Annotated in this window: 10 protein-coding genes, 7 pseudogenes and 1 other annotated feature; of the genes and pseudogenes, 13 read left to right on the plus strand and 4 right to left on the minus strand. The window is 51.3% G+C overall.

Annotated features, from left to right (window positions below; all coding sequences use genetic code 11):
- Positions 1–212: 212 nt before the first annotated feature.
- The 4 genes and pseudogenes from INT20_RS17325 (at position 213) to INT20_RS17340 (ending at position 4762) form a co-directional block, all read left to right on the plus strand.
- Entirely contained in the window at positions 213–1271 is a 1059-nt protein-coding gene (locus INT20_RS17325; protein WP_192536300.1) for an IS110 family RNA-guided transposase, read from the plus strand.
- A gap of 12 nt (positions 1272–1283) precedes the next feature.
- Positions 1284–1466 (plus strand): annotated as a pseudogene (locus tag INT20_RS17330) (integrase core domain-containing protein); the annotation flags it as partial.
- Positions 1467–2163: 697 nt separating this feature from the next.
- The gene (locus INT20_RS17335; RefSeq protein ID WP_192536301.1) at positions 2164–3306 is read left to right on the plus strand and encodes a tyrosine-type recombinase/integrase; all 1143 of its coding nucleotides are present in this window, start codon (positions 2164–2166) and stop codon (positions 3304–3306) included.
- A 535-nt stretch (positions 3307–3841) separates the two neighbouring features.
- Positions 3842–4762: a hypothetical protein gene (locus INT20_RS17340; protein ID WP_192536302.1), complete on the plus strand. Its 921-nt coding sequence runs from the start codon at positions 3842–3844 to the stop codon at positions 4760–4762.
- A 599-nt stretch (positions 4763–5361) separates the two neighbouring features.
- Here the strand turns inward: INT20_RS17340 and INT20_RS18165 are convergent.
- A pseudogene (locus INT20_RS18165) lies at positions 5362–6127 on the minus strand (IS3 family transposase); the annotation flags it as partial.
- Positions 5817–5933, minus strand: a sequence feature (AL1L pseudoknot). (Overlaps the previous pseudogene by 117 nt.)
- Before the next feature lie 270 nt (positions 6128–6397).
- Here INT20_RS18165 and INT20_RS17355 point away from each other — a divergent pair.
- From INT20_RS17355 to INT20_RS18175, 4 genes and pseudogenes are all read left to right on the plus strand, one after another.
- Complete coding sequence (locus INT20_RS17355; RefSeq protein WP_193057410.1) at positions 6398–6802, plus strand: UvrD-helicase domain-containing protein; 405 nt, start codon at positions 6398–6400, stop codon at positions 6800–6802.
- A 6-nt stretch (positions 6803–6808) separates the two neighbouring features.
- A complete protein-coding gene (locus tag INT20_RS17360; RefSeq protein ID WP_192536306.1) occupies positions 6809–7081 on the plus strand; it encodes a hypothetical protein in 273 nt (90 codons plus the stop codon).
- A 157-nt stretch (positions 7082–7238) separates the two neighbouring features.
- Positions 7239–7630, plus strand: a pseudogene (locus tag INT20_RS18435) (transposase); the annotation flags it as partial.
- Positions 7615–7752: pseudogene (locus INT20_RS18175) on the plus strand (IS30 family transposase); the annotation flags it as partial. The pseudogenes INT20_RS18435 and INT20_RS18175, both read left to right, overlap by 16 nt.
- Before the next feature lie 220 nt (positions 7753–7972).
- Here the strand turns inward: INT20_RS18175 and INT20_RS17370 are convergent.
- From INT20_RS17370 to dctP, 3 genes are read right to left on the minus strand one after another with little or no spacing between them, the layout of a single operon-like run.
- A complete protein-coding gene (locus tag INT20_RS17370; protein WP_192536307.1) occupies positions 7973–9274 on the minus strand; it encodes a TRAP transporter large permease in 1302 nt (433 codons plus the stop codon).
- Positions 9267–9785 carry a TRAP transporter small permease gene (locus INT20_RS17375; RefSeq protein ID WP_192536308.1) on the minus strand — a complete coding sequence of 173 codons (519 nt, stop codon included), beginning with the start codon at positions 9783–9785 and terminating at the stop codon, positions 9267–9269. Before INT20_RS17375 ends, INT20_RS17370 begins: the two co-directional genes overlap by 8 nt.
- A gap of 28 nt (positions 9786–9813) precedes the next feature.
- Positions 9814–10824, minus strand: a complete 1011-nt coding sequence (dctP, locus tag INT20_RS17380; RefSeq protein ID WP_192536309.1) for a TRAP transporter substrate-binding protein DctP — start codon at positions 10822–10824, stop codon at positions 9814–9816.
- 172 nt (positions 10825–10996) lie between these two features.
- Here dctP and INT20_RS17385 point away from each other — a divergent pair, with 172 nt between their 5' ends.
- The 5 genes and pseudogenes from INT20_RS17385 (at position 10997) to INT20_RS17405 (ending at position 15508) form a co-directional block, all read left to right on the plus strand.
- Positions 10997–12424, plus strand: coding sequence for an aminotransferase-like domain-containing protein (locus INT20_RS17385; RefSeq protein WP_192536310.1), 1428 nt, complete (start codon positions 10997–10999; stop codon positions 12422–12424).
- Positions 12405–13649 carry an NAD(P)/FAD-dependent oxidoreductase gene (locus INT20_RS17390; RefSeq protein ID WP_192536311.1) on the plus strand — a complete coding sequence of 415 codons (1245 nt, stop codon included), beginning with the start codon at positions 12405–12407 and terminating at the stop codon, positions 13647–13649. Before INT20_RS17385 ends, INT20_RS17390 begins: the two co-directional genes overlap by 20 nt.
- Positions 13650–13848: 199 nt before the next feature.
- A pseudogene (locus INT20_RS17395) lies at positions 13849–14034 on the plus strand (Rid family hydrolase); the annotation flags it as partial.
- Between the two features lie 87 nt (positions 14035–14121).
- Positions 14122–14253 (plus strand): annotated as a pseudogene (locus INT20_RS17400) (IS256 family transposase); the annotation flags it as partial.
- 71 nt (positions 14254–14324) lie between these two features.
- Positions 14325–15508: pseudogene (locus INT20_RS17405) on the plus strand (IS3 family transposase).
- Positions 15509–16205 lie beyond the last annotated feature (697 nt).

The following is a 16205-nucleotide window of genomic DNA, read 5'->3' on the forward strand; positions in this document are numbered from 1 at the left end:
ACTCAGTCTACTATACTTGTGAACATCATATTGGCCTGACCCGTGCTGGGATTGGCTTTACTGCCTTCGCGTTGACCTGTCGGCCAGTATTGATGTTCCCCGAGGCTTCCCGGGCTCAGCGTTTGTGACCTAATAGGAGCTTTGTTCTGCGCCGTGAGTGTCCTGTCCTGCGATTGAGATTGGGAATACGCCACCACTAAGGAGTGTATCCCATGAAACTTGAATCGCCACAGGAAGTTATTCTAGGTGTAGATACACACCTGGATGTCCATGCAGGTGCTGTAATCAGCGAGATAGGTCAGTTACTTGGAACTCGATCCGTTTCCGCAAGTTCGGCAGGTTACCTTGACTTGCTAAGCTGGGCTTCGTCTTTTGGCACCCTGACTCGTGCAGGTATCGAAGGGACAGGAACCTATGGTGCAGGACTTTGCCGTTTCCTGATCGATAATGGAATCACGGTTCTTGAAGTGAATCGGCCTGATAGAGCCAAGCGACGACAGCAGGGCAAGTCCGACCCGACGGATGCCGAAAGTGCAGCTAGAGCGGTGTTGTCAGGTATAGCGACCGCCATACCTAAACAGCAATCAGGTGCCTGTGAGGCGATGCGCATCATATCCGTCGCCAGGCGCAGCGCCGTAAAGGCGAAGACGCAAGCGATCAATCAATTACGCGCCTTGCTGGTGAGTGCGCCCCAGGACATCCGCGAGAAGCTATGGAGACCGAAAACAGGCGACTGCGTGAAGGCTTGTGCAAAGATCCGTCACCTAGGAGATAGTGTTCTCTTGCAGGCGTTGACCTCAACGCTCAGGTCACTTGCCAAGCGATGGCTGACGTTAGCTGCCGAATTAGAAAAATTTGATAAGCAACTGGAGGCACTTACCCAAAAGCATGCGCAACAGCTGCGGAGTCGCTTTGGCGTAGGTCCTCATACTGCGGCTATTCTTTTGTCCGTTGCCGGAGACAACCCTGAACGCCTGAAGAATGAAGCAGCCTTAGCTTCGCTCTGCGGTGTAAACCCTCTACCCGCCTCCTCAGGCAAGACGACAAGGCATCGACTAAACCGAGGTGGCAGCCGAGCGGCTAACAATGCGTTATGGACGATAGCTATGGTTAGGATGCGAAGCGATCCCCGAACCCGTGCCTATGTAGACCGACGAACAGCGGAAGGACTTACGTCCAAGGAAATTCATCGCTGCCTGAAACGATATATTGTTCGAGAATTATTCCCACTGATAATGAGGGATCTTGGAAAATTACGGGAGAATATTTGACATAGGAGCGTCAACGCGGTTGTTGAGCGATTTTTCGGCAGTCTGAAACACGATTGGCTACTTAAAGTACACCAGCCAACACGGGCTCACATGAAACGGGATGTCGAGGCCTACATGAAGTATTACAACCTGGAGCGACTGCATTCATCGAATGGTGATCAGGCTCCAGCAGAGTATGAGAAATTAGCAAATTAATGTGTCCGGTTTTATTGACCAGAACAACTTCTAGCATCCTCTCAAAAAAGAAGACACGTCTTTGGGCATGTGATGCGTGCAAATCAATGGGAGTTCGGGACGATCAGGATCAGGCCAAGCCACCATTTAAAGAGCGCGGCAAGATGTTGAAATAGCCTCTCCCAAAAGAACTGTTAGCCCCTGATTGCGTGATGCAGCCAGTATTTTTGGCTGCTGTACGCAAAATGTTCAGGGGTAGGTATGCCCAAAAAGACAGATTTTAAGTACAGAGTCTCATAAAAACTAAGAAATACATTTAAAGCAATGATTATATTCATAATTATTGAAGTTTTTACTTAATCGAGTGACTGTTTTTTTGAGGCCATGAGCGCATTTTCTTACCTGTGGCGTGGGCAGTAGCTTAGCTAGACCGCAACACGTAAAAGCAAGGGTATTATAAAAGACCGTTTTCTAAATAGAGCATCAAAGCAGAAGTTTCGCCAGGTAGTAGCAGGCCGTTTGCCCTTTTCTAATTCATTAACTACCTTTAAGATATATTAAATGCAATTATGACAGGAGCATCAGCATGGGTTTTTTTGTGCTGACTTGAATAGGGCTAAATCCATTTCAGCTTTGAGCCTCAATGTTGATTACGGTCTTATAGCATAGCGGTTATTGCATACTCGGATCAGCCAACGTATTTCTATGGGATACCACCATGCAAAATGACAACAAACACATTATCGTCACATCGCAGCACTCAATGACGACAATCACACCTTCATTTCCGGCAACGGGTGTGATGGATTACGAGGAACCGCCCGTTCGGGTGATATTTGACCTTAGCCAACCATTCCCTCGCGGAAGCAATGCTGCTCACCGGCATTTGCGTAACCAGGAATCCGTTGCCAGCGTCACTTCAAAGCGGAGTCTCATTAACGAAATTGCCACCAAAGCTCTCGGCGCACCCAAGCCACCAAAGTTAAGCGCACCCAACAATGACGGTCGGGCTCAACATCCCAACCAGGCATTCCCCTATGATTATGTAGACTGGTCAACCCTGACGCCTGATGTGGTCAGCGAGATACTGGCAACCTACCGTGATTCCGGCCAATCCCCAGCCAAACGGAATGCCGTTCGTGCGGTAATTCGCGGTATAGCCACAGAAGCCTGGATGCTAGATCAGATCAGCCATGCCACCCTGGATCGTATTAAGCAGATCAAGGCGGCCCGTTATTCTCACGCTAAACGCGCCGGGACTGCCCATAGTGCAGGCACAATTAGGGCACTACTTGATTTGTGTGACCAAGAGCCCACTGCTAGGGCATTTCGTGATGGCTTGATGATTGCGATGATGGCATCCATTGGGCTTCGGCGTGCCGAAACAGTTAGCATCCAGCTCAAGGACATTGATTTCATCAGCCATGAGATCACGGTCGTAGGTAAAGGCCAAAAGCAGCGCTCGCTGACGTTACCAGACTGTGTAGTATGGCGCTTAAATGAATATCTGGATAAGTACCGTGGCCGTACTCCAGGTTATTTATTTAATCCCATTTGGGTAAAACAGAAGGCACCTTCAAACGACTATCTTAAAACCCCGTTAAGCCTTCGTAGCGTCAATAATCGTCTGGAACGCCTACGGCTGATGTTGCCCGATGAACTGAAGTTGGCCCCCCATGACTTGCGGCGCACCTGCGCGACGGATTTGCGGGAAGCCGGTATGTCGATACGGGAAATTCAGGTAATACTAGGCCATGCGTCTGTTGTGACAACCGAGCGTTATGTCTTCGATGAAACCAAGAGTCACCGTCAAAAAGCGGCGCGTTTACAGTCTGGCCGGTTCGGCTACCGCCCTGAATAACGCTGCTAACTTGGTGGTCAATAATGGTGACATATCCAATTAAATCAAACGAATATGTTTACAAAATATTTATCCAAACATGGGAAATAATATATGAGCGGGTTTTCAAAGGAATATCTAGCCCAGGTCGAAATAGGCATGAAACTTGAGGCCGCCACTAGCGATCGTCTTTTTGCCACAGAGGAACTGCTTCGCCATAAACCTACGTCAGCCGCGGTAAGGCACATGGTAAAACATCTCGGATTGTGTGCTGCGTCTGTCAGAGAATGCGAGAACTTTGATGCGATTATGCCCCACGACTGCGACGATCTTCGGAATCATTTCATGATGCTCGTTCAGCAGGCTGGGGAGTGGATTGATAGTAGCTTTTAAAAGGATAAGTTTCGAGGCACTTTTGTGACTTATGAAACTGCATGATATGCCGCAATACACTAAAAACACTATATATGATTATATATAGAGTATTAAAAACGAACATTAGTGTTAACTTGCTATCCTGATATAGGTATACGCACTGCTTTAGCGGAGACACTTCATGACAACTGACACCCTGGATAAAGACTACCGACGCTTCAGGCTCATTCATCAAGCGGGTGAGTGTTTTGGTCGATTGGTGAAGGCCATTGACGACGTGTGTGCACAGTACGAGAGAGAACGTCCGCAGGCCTGGGCCATGACGGCTGCGCATGCCAATTCCGATTGGCTACGGTGTGTCCTGATGGATATGTGGCATGAGGCAGGCACATCGGGTGTGTTGACATCCAAGCATGCAGGCGTCATTGCAGCTTCCGAAACACTGAGAGAAAAATTCGGTGGGTTGAATAAGCAAAAGGCTATGTTTCGGGCGATTGCCGATGAGATCAAGCAGACTGAGCCGCAACACAACTCGCAATCGTTACTCAAAGCAGAAGTTGGCAGCCAGTTCCAGTATTTGCGCCAGCACTTGAACACAGCAGGGCTTGCCAGGTTGAGCCTGAAGAAGACGATACGAGCGGTGCATGTTCTCGATCATCCGATCCGGCATATCGGCGTTGGGTGGCAGGTTTCTGGGCGTTCGATTGTAAAAATTAGCATCGCGGAGGCCGAAAAGCGGCTAATTAAGCTCGGCGCCGATCAGCCACACATCGCGATTCAGTTGAAAAAGCTGGCCAGTCTTCCAGCGAGTGAGCCGCTGGCGCTGGTACGCAAGCAAACCCCTCAGCTTCGGGCGAACGTTTACTTTGCTTCTGTTGAGGAACAACCTACCCCCCGCCCGCTCGCGTTCAATTCGTCTGTGCCTATTATTGTGCCACCCGATCCACGAACAGGATTGCTACCTGCGCTTCGAACACCGCCCTCAGAACCGGATATGGAACAACGTCGCAAGCGACGTAAAGATGCGAGAATAGACGTAGAGCCTTATTTACCGTCCATCGGTGTGCATCGCTACTGCATTGGCGCAGAATCAGTCGCGTAAGCCCCGTCACTCATGTATTTGGTCTTCCAGGGGTAAGCAGTTAGTGGCATCTGGCCTGCATTTCGTGCCATCCCAGAAATGAGTTTGGCTAGGTGGCTTATGGTTTGGATCATTGGGAATCCAAGCACCCTTCCGGTGTGCTGCCAACCGGCTGTCAGAAGCCTGTCGCTTTGCCGTTAAAGACCGCTTTAGTGGGAGCGCCATCAGGCCAATGTTCAGGCTGCTTGAACGTGCTTGGTATATGTGTCCAACTTGGGCGAATTTTTTCACTCTTTCTTTTACTTGTTTATGTCAGGATAATTGTTTTAATTCATATAGTTGTATAACGGTAATGTCCCTTTTCTCGGGTGCTACCCACAGGCTGTTCTGGAATTCGAGTTGATCTGTAGTCTCGGTTTGTGGCTTAAAGTCCAAATATCCCAACTTACGGGTAAGTGTCACAGGCCTATGTGAAGAAGCGTACTGATCAGGGCCTTACAAAACTAGAAATTATCCGTTGTCTGAAGCGCTACATAGCCCGGGAGGTTTACCACATCATTCGCGCCGGAAATCGAGCGATCAATCAGGTACAAATAGACACTTGATCTTTAGAAATGCGTCAGTACCAATCCCGTTTTCATCGACGCTGCTACACGCCAACCTACGATACAGCGTGCATAAACATCGATAACGAACGCAACGTAAACGAAGCCAGACCAGGTAGCGACATACGTAAAATCGGCCACCCAAAGCTAATTAGGACGCATGGCCGTCAAGTCACGTTTCACTAAATCAGGTGCTCGTTTCTGGCCGGGATAACTGATCGTCGTGAAGGGGCGTAGGCCTCGCACCACGCCGCGAATCCCTAGGCGTCGCATGAGCCGTTCTACGGTGCAACGAGCAACATTAACGCCCTCACGGCGAAGTTGCCGCCAGACCTTACGAGCACCGTAGACGCAGAAGTTTTCCTGCCACACCCTCTGAACCTCCGCCGTAAGAATCGCACATCCTGCGGATATCGATCTGCCCGCCCCTCAGGATCGGTCTCAAGTGCCTTGTGGTGGTAATACGTCGATGGGGCGATTGGCAGCTGGCTACAAATCGACTCAACCTCGAGCTGAACACGATGCTCGTCGATAAATGACACCATCAATTGGGTTTCCGGTCGAGTTCCGCCTGGGCGAAAAAAGCAGCCGCCTTACGGAGAATTTCATTGGCGCGCTTCAATTCGACGTTTTCACGCTCTAGCTGCTTGAGTCGTTCATTTTCAGGCAGGTTAACCGAGCTATCTTCCTGTGTGAGTTCTGAGCGTTTGCACCAGGCTCTTAAGGTCTCTGGTGTACAACCAAACTTGCTGGCAATGGAGCAGATCGCCGCCCACCGCGTAACAGTGCTTAAAGAAAATCCGCAACGGCGCCATATTGTCATCATCATGCGATCATGGGTGGCTGGTCTTTTACCTTGCTGACTTAAGAAGTGGCCTTTGGATACTTGGTATATATTGAGGACAAGGAACCTGAGCTTCCAGTTCCGGCAGGTTTTGAGGTATATATTGACTGGATCCGGCAACAGGACTTCACAAGTGCAAATGCGGCCATCGGCAAGGATTATCGGCACAAACTCGCCCCGAACCTGTGCCTGGAGGACATTCTGGAAGTGGTGAGGACATCTGACTGGTCACTGGCCCAAGACATTCGCATCGCCCTTCACGCCTATGTGATCAGCGCCGACAAAGAGATCAGCTACCGTCATTGGCCGCTCCCCAAAGGGGCTGCTTCCAAAGATAAAGATCGACAGGCCATCGTCACCCACCATGCCAAGCAACTTTGGCTGCAAATGAGCGACCTGAATAACCGCAACGTCTCTATTACCCACGACGGCTATTTCAAGTTGTTCCAACTCAGTCAGCCGGATTTGTCGTCGCGTTACGATATTGTTCTGCTCGATGAAGCTCAGGACTCCAACCCCTGCGCGGAAGCGATTGTGATAGACCAGCCCAGGTGCCGCGTTCTTTTGGCCGGTGATCCGTACCAGGCCATCTATCAGTGGCGGGGAGCCTAGAACGCCATGGCGTCACATCGCGTTAAAGATGTCACCGTGATGCGCTTGGCTACGTCCTTTCGCTTTGGCGCAAAGATCAGTGACACGGCCAATGCCTTGCTGGCGCTGCAAGGCGAAACCGTCCCGCTCAAGGGACTCGCCGACCGGCAGGATTGCGTCGTGCCTGCCCAGCAGTTCAGGCTCAAACACTCGCCAGTACCGCAGGTGACGTTTTGGCAAGGGGGGCGGCCTACACTTCTCACGCCGCCAGCTCTCGGTTCACCTGGTCGGCGGCAGTGATGCTTACCCGATTAACGACATGGAAGATCTGTTCTGGCTCTCGCGTGGCAAGCGCAAAAAAATACGCAGTAAGCAATTGCTGAAGGACTTTGAAGATTTCGATATGGCGGTCTCAATGAGCAAGTGCAACACTTAACCTATCAGGTATGGTATTGCCATGACTCATTGTTATCGCCATCTTTCTGCTGAAGACCGAGCTGCCATCATGCTGATGCAGGGGCACCACTCGATTCGTGCCATCGCGCGTCAGCTGGATCGTGCACACAACACCATTTCACGAGAACTGACACGCCACACGGTCAGGTCTGACATAGCGTATGACGCTAGTCTCGCTGGATACCGAGCCTGACTGACCCACTGTCGGCCTCGACGTTCTCCGAAGCTGCACCTCGATGGTGAGCTGTTCGAACTGGTGGCCTACCTGCTGCGCAAGTACTGGTCACTAGAGCAAATAGCCCACACTGAAGCGTAAATTTCCTGATAACACTTACCTCCATGTCTTCACACGAAGTCATCTACGATGCGCTCCAACTTATAGCCAAGAAGAGCTAGATGCCATTGCTTTAGAGCTAAATATGCGGCCTCGAAAACGCTTTGATTTTAAATGTCCGATAGAAGTCATGAGCGAGCTAATGGCCAAGTATCATGAGAGCCCATCAACTATCCAATGAGGGTGTTGCACTCAGAATCTGCATCCGCCCTTATCATTTAAGTTCTCCACAAATCCATTCGGAGCAAGCCTACCCGGCTAAACAAAGGCCCAAAGATTACTGAAATTTCCGCTATCCATTATCGCCGGGTGTCTAATGGTCAATAACCGCTCAGGCTTGATCCGGTGATTCAAACCAACTCTGTCTGTATACTCTTCCTTTAACGGACACAAGTTTCCTATTAATACCCCATCAGACGTGGCAGTGTCAGCGACAGCGCAGGAAAGTAAGTTGTCAGCATGACGACAGGCATATACGCAAATAGCAAGAACACACAGGTGGGAGAAAGCATCTGTACCAACGGCACCTTACCCACTAAGGAACCAAGATAAAGTAGCGGCGCGGTAGGCGGTGTAATCAGCCCCATACCTAAGTTGGTAGTGATGATCGCAGCGAAGTGGACAGGATCAATCTCAAGATTATGCATGATGGGCATCAACATAGGCGTGGCCAACAGGATAGCGCTAGCATCGTCCATTAGCATGCCAACAACAATAAGAAACAGATTAACCATCAGCAGCAGGATGAGCGGATTATCGCTAACATGCGTAAAGCCTTCAAGCATCAGCTGCGGCACATTCTGCATCGTCAGCATGCGCGATAGCATAGAGGCAAAAAAAACCAGCACCAGAAGTACCCCGGTCATCTGCCCAGCCTTCCAAAGGGTTGTGTATAGATCCTTCCAGTCCATATCGCGATAGATCAGCACACTCAAAGGCATGGCATAAATAACCGCCACAGCGGCCGCCTCGGTTGGCGTAGTTACCCCCCCATAGATACAACCGAGAATAATCAGCGGCATGAACAGGCCAAGACTAGCTCGGCGGCCACGCCGGGCAACCTCTTGCCCCCACTCGCGCGCTGGTAACGCTGGCATCTGCTGCAATGGCATACGGCGAGTAAGCACCCAGTTCCAGAAACAGAACAGCGCGATGAGCAAGAAAGCCGGTATGATCGGCGCAAGAAACGCAGCCGTAATAGAAGTGCCAGACACCCAGCCATAAAGAATAATCGACGCACTAGGCGGCAATAGCAGCGCCAGCACGGATGAGCAAGATACCAAACTAGTCGCATAGCCACGGTCATAACCGTTCTCTACCATGCGAGGAATCATCGTAGTGCCAATCGCTGCGACTGCAGAAGAAGCCATACCCGATATTGCACCAAACACAGCCGTTGCGAGCACAACCACAATACCTAAGCCACCGCTAAACCGACCCACGATGGATTCAGCTAAATCAATAAGCCGATTGGCGATGCCGCCTTGGCTCATGATCGCCCCAGCGATTATATAGAGCGGAATAGCCAATAACACCACAGAAGACACTTGACTAAAGCCAGCACTCACCAAGAACGTCGCGTTCCCAAAATCGCCAACAGTAAACAGAAACAGCACTGCAGCCGCAAAGCACAGCGGAACCGGCAAACCAATCACTAGTAACACGCATAGAATCACTGCGTCGATAAGAATGTATTCAAGCATGGGTGCCTCGGCTCCTCGTCCAGAGGACGATGGTCTCAATCAGCTCAAAGAAAAAATATAACGTCATCAAAGCCAGGCCGACGGGGATCGCCATTTGCGCATATCCCACAGGAACATTAATTTCGGTAGACATCATATTGAATTGCAGCGACCACTTAGCCAGGCCATAAGCCCAGACTGTCATCCAACCCGATATCACCACTGACAATGCACCAACCAAAAGCTTAATCACACGCTGGGCAAGCTCACCCCGCCAGACCAATGACACTAACGAAGCAGACATATGGCCACGCTGCTCGGCGCCGATAGCGGCGCCGAGGAAATACAGCCACACGGCTATGTAACAAGCGATTTCTTCAATACCGAAGATCGCCATCGAAAATACATAGCGCGAAACCACCTGAATAAAGATCAGCAGTGTGATAGCCAATCCCGACATCACCACCAGAAAGCGCTGTAGGGCAACCTTCGCACACCATAAGCGGCACAGAAAACGAGAGACTTTTAACATATTGTTACCTCGCTAAGGCTTCGTCAGCTCAGTCTAGCGCTAGGCCTGTGCGTAGCTCGCTCATCATGTCGTCACCCAGCTCATCGCCAATGTCTGGCCACACCTGCTCGCGGGTAAAGGTTGCTAACTGTTGTAATTGCTCAGTGGATAAACGAACAACATTCACGCCCTCTGCCTCAAGCGCTTCAAGCTGTCGCTCATCGGCGGCTTCCACCTCATCAAAGCGTTGGGAAGAAACCTCTTGGGCAACATCTACCAACAATTGCTGGTCAGATTCCGGTAGCGACGCTAGGCGCTGCTGGTTCATGACAAACCAACCCAGCTCTAAGTGGTCGTTGTACTGAACCCAAGTCTTCGTGATGTCCTTGAAATTGCTGTAAGCCATTTCAGGAGAGCCACCAATCTGACCATCCACAACGCCCGTTTGCATACCGGTGTACAGCTCAGCCCACGGAATAGTAGCCACTTGGTAGCCCAAGTTCTCCATCAAAGTGCGGTGCGTGGTGCCGCCCGGCCATACACGAATTCGCAAATCCTTATCTTCGCCTGGCGTAGCCGGGTTATTCACTTCTTTCGTAAAGCCCGCGCCGCCCATGCCATCGGCAAACACACCCAGCAAGCGTAACCCCTGCTCCTCAATTAACCCATCCACGATATTGAAGGCAAAACCATCACGCTCGTAGGCCGATTCAGCTTCCGCATAAGTGGGTGCAATGTAAGGAAACCAAGCAATCGCTAAGCGCCGATCAAAATTAGTAGAAAGAGGTTGTAGGCCAATATCGACCGCACCCTGCATAAGCAGAGCGTGCGTTTCCGTCCAGTCACCAAGTTGGCTAGAAGGATACACAGAGATATCAATACGCCCATCGCTACGCGCCTCGACTTGATCAGCGAATGCCTGAGCTGCCTGCCCAGCGTCCGAGTCCGCACGATACATATGGGTTAAACGCAGCGAAACATCCCCAGCATATGCGTAGACTGAACTCATACTCACGGCCGCAAGCGTCGTAATAGCGAAGAATTTACGTAGAGGCTGCATAACCTTCTCCTGATCCATCGTTGTCTAGTTAGTATTATGTTTAATTGTATGGCGACACAATCAATACAATCATGGAAAATTGTGAATATCAATCCTCAATATCTTGGTTTTTTCATTCAAAACGCATATTATTTGTCAATACAAGCAGCACAATACATCTAAAGGCACTTCAATGTTAGATACTCTGCTTACAGAAGTAGAGAAGGAGCTTGGCTCCCTCAATCACCCTGAACCGCTCTATATCCAGCTAGCCCAAGCGCTTTCGAACGCCATACGCTCGGGCCAGATTGGGCTAGGTGAAAAACTTCCACCGCACCGTGAGCTGGCGAAGCGTTTAAAGGTCAATGTTTCCACCGTCACTCGAGCCATGGCGATTCTACAGGACGATAAACTGATCGAGACCCGGCCCGGACGCGGCACTCGTGTTTCCGCCTATCGCTCAGAGGAAGCCCAATTCCAATCAGCACCACTTAACGAAACAGGCATCATCGATCTCAGCGTTAACCGCCCGGCTACCGATGCCTATAACCATGTACTCGCAGCACTATTGCCCGAATTACCGCTAGACCCCCGCTTTTCTTCCATGAAGGACTATCACCCTTCCGAAGGGCCAACCTGGGCGCGTGAAGCTGCCGCCGCCTGGCTGTGCCAGCAAGGGCTAACAGCGAACGCCTCACAGGTCATCATGTGCGATGGGGCACAGCACGGCCTAGCGCTAGCGCTTCGCGCCATCGTCGAACCGGGTGAAACAGTGCTGGCTGATGACATTACTTACCAAGGGATTGCCGCCCTGTGCCGCACGCTGGATGTAAACCTTGAGGGCGTGCGTACTGACGAACGGGGCATGGTGCCGCAAGCGCTTCAAGACGCCTGCAACAAACACGCGCCTCGTGCTGTTTTCATCGTTAGCTCCATACAAAACCCAACGGCCGTTACCTTGGACCAAGAACGGCGTAACGAGCTGTTAACAGTGATAGAAGCAGCGGGCGTACTGCTGATAGAAGATGATGTCTACCGGCCACTGCTGGATACGCCTATTCCCCCCCTAGCCAGCAGCCTGCCTGAGCAAACGCTTTATATAACCTCGCTATCCAAATGCGTGGCTCCCGGCCTACGGATAGGCTTTATACTCGCCCCCGCCGACCTCGTTACCGATTTAAGCTCCAGCCTACGCGTAGATTGCTGGAGTACAGCGCCACTTTCTGCCTTGGTGGCAACACGACTAATGGAAAGCGGCAAAGTGCGCGATTTAATCGTCGTTCAGCGTGAGGAATTACGCGCACGGCAAGCAATACTCCGCCAAATAATGGGCGACCTAGACGTACACAGTGGCCCCACAGCGCCCCACGCCTGGCTGAAACTGCCTGACAGTTGGCAAAACCACCACTTCAGCAATGCGTGCCTCAACAAAGGGGTAGCGGTGCTCCCTGGCTCAGCATTTGTCCTCGCCCCCCAGAACACCTCTAACGCCATACGCATCAACCTCTCTGCGGCCTCCACCCGTGAACAGCTTACCCACGGGCTGACGGTCATCGCTGAGTTGTCTCGAAACGGTCCACCCCCTCAACCAAGGCTTTCTTATGACTCCAACACGCAATGAGATTATCGTCATCGGCGGTGGCGCCGTAGGTATTGCCTGCGCCCTATGGCTGCGCCGCGATGGTCACCAAGTCGTCCTGCTAGAACCTGAGGACATTGCCGGTCAATGCTCCTATGGCAACGCCAGCACACTTTCAGAGTACGGTTGCACCCCTGTTGCCAATGCCTCTGTTTGGTCGCAGTTGCCTAACCTGCTGTTCTCTAATAATTCTCCCTTCGTGGTTCAGTGGACGCGCCTTCCAGAGCTAATGCCCTGGTTGTTGCGCTTTATGGCCCAATGTAACAAACGCTGCGCAACGATAAATGCGCAGCGCCTTGCACGCTTATTAGGGCAAACTTTCAGTGGTTATGGCCCCCTGCTTGAAGCAGCACCCCAAGCACGTGAGCTGATTCGCAATGAAGGCTGCCTATACGCCTATACCACTGAAAAAGGGCTAAAAAGCGCGCAAGCGGGCATTGCTTTACGCAGCTCGCTCGGTGTCGAGCAAGAGATACTCAACGCTGCCGGCGTTGCAGCCCTAGAACCCGCCATGGCGGGGAAAAGCGTTGGGGGCGTCCTCTTCCCAAACTCGTGCCACCTCCGCGATACACAAGGCTTTATACAGGCACTCGCCCAGCCCCTACTTTCGGAAGGCAGCATTCTAAAAGGCCGCGCACGCGGATTACGCACCGCCAACGACGGTGTGCATATTGAGTGTGAGGATGGGAAAACGCTCTTGGCTGATCGCGTTGTATTAGCTGCAGGTGCCTGGTCAGCAAAACTTGCCGCCACGCTTGGCGAACGTATTCCACTAGATACGGAACGAGGCTACCACGTTGAGTTTGAGTTAGGCCGCGAAGTGCTCACGCGCCCCACCTGCCCTGTAGAAAGCGCCTTTTATATGACCCCCCTGGCCAACGGCCGCCTTCGCGCCGCAGGCACCGTAGAACTTGCCTCGCTACGCGCCCCCACCAACCCAGCACGCATCCGCTTTATCGAAGAACGGGTACGTAAGCTGATGAATATTGACGCCCCGGTTAGCCACCAATGGATGGGGATGCGCCCCACCCTACCCGACTGTGTGCCGGTGATTGGCCCCAGCCGCTACGACTCCCGGGTTATTCACGCCTTCGGGCACCAACACCTCGGCATCACCTTAGCCGGCACCACCGGTGAGCTTGTAGCGGCGTGCGTACGCGGCCAAGCTCCTGACTGGCTTAACGATTATAGCGCCGCCCGTTTCTAAAACCAAGAGCCACCAGGATCACCCATGTGCATTCAACGCCACAACACCTCCCCCCGCATGAGCCAAATTGTCGTGCATGGCAACATGCTCTATCTTATAGGCCAAGTAGGGGTAGGGAAATGTGGCGAGCGCCCCCTAACAAACCCGCCAAGCTCTAGCCGAAGTAGAGCGCCTACTAAAAGAAGCAGGCTCTTCGCCTAAACATATTCTGCAGGCCATCGTCTGGCTAGCCGACATGAAAGATTTTGAAGCAATGAATGCCGTATGGGATGCACGGGTACCCGCAGGCCACGCCCCAGCGCGCGCCCGTGGTGAATCTCGCCTGGCCGCCCCAGGCTATCTAGTCAAACTCATGATCACCGCAGCCATCATTTATCCACGTTAAGTACCTAAACGTAGCGACACGCAGTAATGTGCATGTGTTGCGTATCACCGCCGTTACCGCTCTACACAGTGTGTCATTATCTACAATCTTACCGATGAGCTGGAGCGCAAGATCATCGCCCTGTTTGCGCTCGGCAACAGCTATCAGGACATCCGGGCTCATATTGCCGAACTGTATGATATCGAACTTTCCAACGGCACCATTAATGCCGTCACCGATGTAGTGGCATAGTGAATTTGGCCACCTAATTAGAGGTGCTACTATGCACCAAGACATCACTAGGTGGCAGCATGGCAACAAGACCAAAACGTAACTTTAGCCCTGAATTCCGGCTCGAAGCAGCACAGCTAGTCGTTGATCAACACTATACGGTTCGAGAGGCGGCTGAAGCCATGAATGTGGGGTATTCGAGCATGGATAAATGGGTTCGTCAGTTACGCCAAGAGCGTGATGGCCAAAGCCCTAAAGCTACGCCCATGACACCCGATCAGCTCAGGATTCGCGAGCTTGAAAAGCGCATCCGTTACATTGAGATGGAAAAAGATATCTTAAAAAAGGCTACCACCGCTCTCTTGATGTCGGACTCCCTGAACACTTCTCGCTGATCGAGAAACTCAAGACGAGCTACCCGGTAAAAAAACTGTGTGACGTGTTTGGCGTGCATCGCAGCAGCTTTAAATACTGGAGGCAACGTTCAAAAAGACCTGTGTGTGCCACGAAAGCCAAGGAAATAGCCAAGGTCAGAGAACTATTTCGCGAGAGCGAAGGCTCGGCAGGTGCGCGCAGCATTGCAGAGATGGCGACAAGGCAGAATATTCCGTTAAGCCGCTATCGCGCTGGCCGCCTGATGGAAAAACTTGGTTTAGTGAGCTGCCAAGTTCCTGGGCACACCTACAAGAAAACAGGTGATGAGCATGTTGAGATACCGAACCACTTAGAGCGACAGTTTAACGTCGAGGCACCCAACCAGGTTTGGTGTGGCGACGTCACGTATATCTGGACTGGCAATCGCTGGGCTTATCTAGCCGTTGTCATGGACTTATTTGCTAGGAAAACGATTGGCTGATCAATGTCGTTATCACCCGATAGCAAACTCACCAGCAGTGCATTAAAAATGGCTTATGAGAGTCGTGGGCGGCCAAAAGGTGTTATGTTCCACAGCGATCAGGGCAGTCATTATACGAGCCGCAAGTTCCGTCAGACGCTCTGGAAATGTCAGATAAAACAAAGCCTAAGCCGACGTGGGAACTGCTGGGATAATGCGCCAATGGAGAGGTTCTTCAGGAGCTTAAAAGTTGAATGGGTGCCAACGTACGGCTATCGCTCATTCTTGCAGGGGCAGCATCATATCGTGAACTATTTAATCGGGTATTACAGCCAGCTTAGGCCTCACCAACATAACGGTGGTATGAGTCCAAATCAGGCAGAGGAAAAATACTGGGTTAACTATAAACCGGTGGCCAGTTTTACTTGACCACTACAGTTGAACCGAGTGTAGCGAAGCACAGTCGATTCTTCTTTGTATGATCTGTACACATTTTGCAGCATGAAACATCTCGCGGGGGATAAACCCTTTCTGATTGAAGCCTCCAAAGCGAATAAGAAGGATCGGGTCTATGTACGCTCTGTACAGATTACCCAGGACAGTAAGACAAGGCACCCACGTTCTATGTACGGAGTGAACGGGTTTCTATGTACGAATCGGACAGGTTTCTATGTATTATTTGGACGGATTTTATCGCTAAATTTCTGTAATTGATAGACTTTTTTGAGTCTTTCTTCTTTCCTTTAGTCCTTCTTCCCTTTCCATATATCCTTTAAAGATCGCAAGCCAAACCCTGAAAAGGTAATGTCCTCTACGCGGTTGTAACTCTAGCCACTGACAGTAACGAGCGCATCAAGTGATTCCCAGAGCAGACCATCGACATCGCCTCTGCTATCCTCGTATGCTGCCTCAAAATCCAAAATCCAAAAGCGTGTCAAAGCCAAAGGTGCTCACTATCAAGATTAAAGTCACCTGCCAGTATACGAGGCACACCAGGACAGGCTACCTCACCCAAACCACTGCCAATAGGCAGCCGGTCGCGCACACTGTCTCCATACAGAATATGCACGTAGGCGATTGCAAATATATCGCTCTCGCTGGTATCTCAATCGGTAAACAGCGCTGA

The sequence above is a fragment of the Halomonas citrativorans genome, assembly GCF_014898005.1.
In the GTDB taxonomy this organism is placed as follows: domain Bacteria; phylum Pseudomonadota; class Gammaproteobacteria; order Pseudomonadales; family Halomonadaceae; genus Vreelandella; species Vreelandella citrativorans.